This window comes from Nostoc sp. (assembly GCF_036917455.1).
GTDB lineage: Bacteria > Cyanobacteriota > Cyanobacteriia > Cyanobacteriales > Nostocaceae > Nostoc.
On the sequence record NZ_JBALDK010000108.1, the window covers coordinates 1 to 4,836 of the forward strand.

Sequence of the window (4,836 nt, forward strand, 5' to 3'; positions counted from 1 at the left end):
GATATTCTCTAAATTTGCTTAATATTATGTATAAAATATTAACTTAAATTAATGTAATGACTTTTGTATTGGCATAATTTTTTAACTTTGCAGTGAGAAGTACTTTAAGTTATTTAATGCATCAACCGCTACCCAGTTTCATGGTTAGCGTTAGGATAGCTATGTATTTTTTGGAAGTATAAATATGGCTCAGACTTTTTATGTAAATCCAGTATCAGGTAGTGATACCAACGTTGGTAGCCAACAAGCCCCGTTCAAAACTATTACTCAAGCCCTTAAATTAGCTACAGATAAAACCAAAATTCAACTAGCAAATGGTAATTATAATGCTGTTAGCGGTGAAATATTTCCGCTAACTGTTCCATCGGGTGTGACACTAGTGGGTGATGAAACAAACATTGGTAATGGTATTTTGATTGAAGGGAGTGGTAACTACCTAAGCCGTACTTTTGCTGGTCAAAATGTCACATTTGTGCTGTTAGACAAGACTGAATTACGGGGGGTGACTGTAACAAATTCGGCTAGCCGTGGTAGTGGTGTCTGGATTGAATCAACGGCTCCGACTGTTGCTAATAGCACCTTCATCAACTGTAAGCGGGAGGGAGTATTTGCTACAGGTGATGCTAACCCAGTTATTATAAATAATATATTCAGAGAGAATGCAGCCAATGGAATTGCGATCGCTAAAAATTCTAAAGGTCAAATTCAAGGTAATACCTGTGTCAAAACTGGTTTTGGCATCGCCATTAGTGATACTGCATCACCCATACTTCGAGATAACAAACTTTCTGAAAACCGTTCTGGAATTGTTATCTCTGGCAGTACTCGCCCTGTATTGCGTAACAATGTCAGCGAAAATAACACTGATGATGGCATCACAGTAATTGGAACTGCCCTACCAGATATCGGCAGTGTCAATAGTCCAGGAGGGAATACTCTACAAAATAACGGTAAATTCGATTTGCAAAATGCCAGTTCCAATAAGCTGGTTTCTGTGGGAAATAAAATAAATGCGTCTAAAGTTACAGGAAACATAGAGTTTGCAGATAGTTCGGTTCCTACACCAACTCCGACTCCAACACCAACTCCCACACCAACCCCGACTCCAACGCCAACCCCGACTCCGACTCCAACGCCAACTCCAACCCCGACTCCGACTCCAACGCCAACCCCGACTCCAACGCCAACCCCGACTCCAACGCCAACTCCAACTCCGACTCCAACGCCAACTCCAACTCCAACTCCCACACCAACTCCAACTCCCACTATCGAATTAACCGATATTAGTAATCATTGGGCTGGTGGCTTCATTCGGGAATTAGTCAAATTAGGGATAGTTAATGGTTTTCCCGATCGCACATTTAAACCCGATGCTACAATGACACGGGCGCAATATGCTGCATTGCTGGTAAAAGCTTTCAACCCACCACCAAATCGCTCTGCAATCAAATTCAAAGATGTACCAGCAGAATTTTGGGCATCCAAGGTAATTCAACAGGCATATCAAGGTTTATTTCTTTCTGGTTTTCCTGACAATACCTTTAGCCCCAACAAAAATATCCAGCGCGTGCAAGTGATTGTCTCCCTAGTAAATGGGTTGGGATTATCTGGTGATGGTACAGCATCTATCAAAGCTTTTGATGACCAAGCAAAAATTCCTGATTATGCTAAAGATGAGGTCGTAAAAGCTATAGACAAGGGGATTATTGTCAATCACCCGAACCTCAAACAATTTAATCCCACCCGCGATGCAACACGCGCTGAGGTAACAGTTATGGTATATCAAGCCTTGCTAGATGCTGGTCGTGTAGCAGCGATTAACTCGCCTTATATTGTGACTTAAGTAGTGGCAAAAAGGGTTTTAATTTCCACCTCATTATTTTTCAGTAATTCGAGTTTGGTTAGCTAACAGAAGAATAATATTGTAGCGATGGAGTGCTAAAAAGCACTCCATTTTGTTAATGACTTTAGAGAGCATAATAGCTCCTACCTTCAGATAGCCATAGTAATCTCTGAATCTTAAAAAAATGTCAGAGTTAATAAAATTATGTGACGACGCACAAAGTGTCACCTGCTTTAATTCCGATTGTATTACTAAAGTTTTATACTTCGCATATATAGAAGTCCGGTTTGATTAGCAAAGAAGGCTCTTTGAGTTGTACTGATTTTTTTCAAAAATCAAATAGGATGAGTCTATTATAAAAAATTTAAAGCATCGAAATACAGGAAAACTTTTGCATGTTGAAAGATAGCCCCAATTTAAATGCACTACTAGGTTTGTTGTTGCTTGTGCCCGTTCCTAGCATTGGTGTTGTAACTGAACTGTATATCCTTCCTGGAATAATAGGACATTTAATAGCTCTTTTCTCTAAAATATGGTTGCTAGCTATACCCATTATTTGGTTGTTATTTATCGATAAGGAGAATTTAAAATTTGAATATCCGAAGGGACGCGATTTGTTAGTTGGAGCCGGATTAGGACTATTGATGCTATCCATAATCTTGATTGTTTATTGGCTCCTGGGCGCACAGTGGATAGATGTTGGATATGTTCGAGATAGAGCAAATCAGGTCGGATTGAACAGTTTTACTATTTATTTAGTAGGTGCAGCATACTGGATATTCATCAATTCTTTGCTTGAGGAGTTTGTCTGGCGTTGGTTTGTGTACCGCAAATGTGAAATATTAGTAACTTCCCCTTTGGCTGTAGTAATCTGTGGGCTATTTTTTACAATTCATCACCTTGTAGGTCTATCAGCCTACTTCGATTGGAAAACGACTATATTATGCTCATTAGGCGTGTTTATTGCAGGAGTAGTATGGTCGTGGTGCTACTTAACCTATCGCTCAATTTGGACTGGATACATCAGTCATATTTTTGCGGATATAGCAATTTTTATTATTGGGTGGCAACTTATTTTTACTTAATACATAATATTATATTTTGATTGAAATTAAGGCGATCGCATATTGCTTAAAATATTAAAAATTAGCGTAGGCGCTGCCTGGGGGGCTGTGCCTACGCTAATTTTTAAATTCCCAAATACAACTTAAGCAGCATCAGGTTCCAACAATTTGATGTCAGAGAAGACAAATTCTTGAGTCGATACTTGTCCTGCTGTCTCGGTGCGAATCTCCCGACGATTTAAGATGAAATAGTCACCAACTTTTTCATATTCATCGATAAATTCGCTTCTACCGCCTTTTTGTTCCCCAGTTTTGGGGTCATGATACACAGAGTCATAAGTATGGGACAAGTAGCCTTCTCCAGTGTCATGACTGCTGAAGGTGTCAATTGTCACAAAAGTACCGTGGATTAGACGGTGAACATGGCATACTTCATTGTTGCGAACTTTATATTTATCGCCCTCAGCCTTACCACCCATTAAAAGCTCAACCGCACCAGTTTCGTCAGTTTTACCATAGCTAAATGTATTGGCGCTGTGAGTGTCTTCAAAGCTGCGGCGGATACGGTGAATTGCTATCTCCCATGCTTGACCATGAATTGCCTGTTTGGCAGACTCGTCATCTACATCTAAAACTTCGGCTTTGAGATTAGCGCTGATGATAACTTTGCCTGTAAAAACTTTATCCTCATGCTTAAAGGTAATATTTGCAGTATAGCCTGGGAAATTTTTGTCCCAAGTATAGCGGTTCTCATAAGCAGCCCGGAAAAGTTCCTGAGCAGAGAGTTGTGTAACTGTCATGTTGCTTCTCCTAGTCGCTACTGTAATTAGCGTTTTAGTTTCCTTGGTATTAGCATAGAAGTAATTGTTGAGGCTTGGATAGTCCCCAACTGGGTACACTTTACACTTATGGTTAATTCTCTCCACGCCATATTTCATGCGATCGCCAATGTCCAAAATGAGCAAGAATTAAGGCTAGCTCTCACGGATAAAATTGGTGAGCATTTTGGCGTGCAAAATTGGGGCATTTATTTCCTAGATGAACAGCCAACGGCCCAAATCGATGTTCAAGGTATTCCAGCAGTATGCTTAGAAAGCAATCCAGTCGGGCGCTACGTGGTTGAGCGTCATGCTCCCGCCCATGAGCAATTGTTATTATCACCAAAAGACTGGAAGCATTTTTGTTCGCGTTCCGATCACGAACACGTAATGACTGGGCCAATTGTTTGCGATGGTCGCCTTGTCGGAACGCTTAACTTAGCTCGTGATAAGGGAAATCCTGCTTTTAATGGCAACGATTTAGCCGATTTGAGTGCCTTATGCATTCATTTGTCAGCAAAAATGGCAAATCTGCGGACAAAACCAAAAATATCCCATTCCCTTTTAGTAAGTCCTCTAACAGTGCGGGAGTTACAAATTGCCGAGTTAGTCGCACAGGGGTTAACAAACGCAGAAATTGGGGAAAAACTTTGGATTACCCAAAATTCCGTCAAACAAGCTTTGAAGAGGATGTTTCGTAAGTTGAAGGTTTCGGCACGTGCAGAAATGGTGGCAAAGCTGCAAGATATACAAGTTTCTTGAAGAAAAATTCCAAATCCAGAATTCTGAATCCAGGAATCAAGATGCTCTCTAGCAGACGCGCAAGGGTAAACTTTCTATTGTCTTAACTATTTATTTATAGGATTCATATCAATACGGTTCGGATAAAATCCCCCCGCGTGCGGCGACCCCCTTTTTAAGGCTAGGGGGGATCTAAAAGGGGAGCAACGCGAAAAAGTGAGATCATCGTCCAATGAGCACTTGGGGAAGGGGGAGTAGGGGAGGCAGGGGGAGTCAAGAGAAATATTTAGTAATTTTTGCTGCCAAGATAGTCCAAAATACACTTAATTTCTTGATTCCCCCCCTGCCTCAAGAGCATCCCCTGCCTCCC

4 protein-coding genes are annotated in these 4,836 nt (G+C 40.9%); 3 read left to right on the forward strand and 1 reads right to left on the reverse strand.

Going from position 1 to position 4,836, the window contains the following annotated elements; all coding sequences use genetic code 11:
* Positions 1-184: 184 nt before the first annotated feature.
* Both V7K42_RS12085 and V7K42_RS12090 read left to right on the forward strand, forming a co-directional pair.
* Positions 185-1,843, forward strand: coding sequence for a DUF1565 domain-containing protein (locus V7K42_RS12085; RefSeq protein ID WP_334916428.1), 1,659 nt, complete (start codon positions 185-187; stop codon positions 1,841-1,843).
* A 395-nt stretch (positions 1,844-2,238) separates the two neighbouring features.
* A complete protein-coding gene (locus V7K42_RS12090) occupies positions 2,239-2,928 on the forward strand; it encodes a CPBP family intramembrane glutamic endopeptidase (protein WP_334916430.1) in 690 nt (229 codons plus the stop codon).
* Between the two features lie 122 nt (positions 2,929-3,050).
* Here the strand turns inward: V7K42_RS12090 and V7K42_RS12095 are convergent, their stop codons facing one another.
* The gene (locus tag V7K42_RS12095) at positions 3,051-3,707 is read right to left on the reverse strand and encodes a DUF3386 domain-containing protein (RefSeq protein WP_334916432.1); all 657 of its coding nucleotides are present in this window, start codon (positions 3,705-3,707) and stop codon (positions 3,051-3,053) included.
* 108 nt (positions 3,708-3,815) lie between these two features.
* Between V7K42_RS12095 and V7K42_RS12100 the strand changes: the two genes are divergently transcribed.
* A complete protein-coding gene (locus tag V7K42_RS12100) occupies positions 3,816-4,487 on the forward strand; it encodes a LuxR C-terminal-related transcriptional regulator (RefSeq protein WP_334916434.1) in 672 nt (223 codons plus the stop codon).
* Positions 4,488-4,836 lie beyond the last annotated feature (349 nt).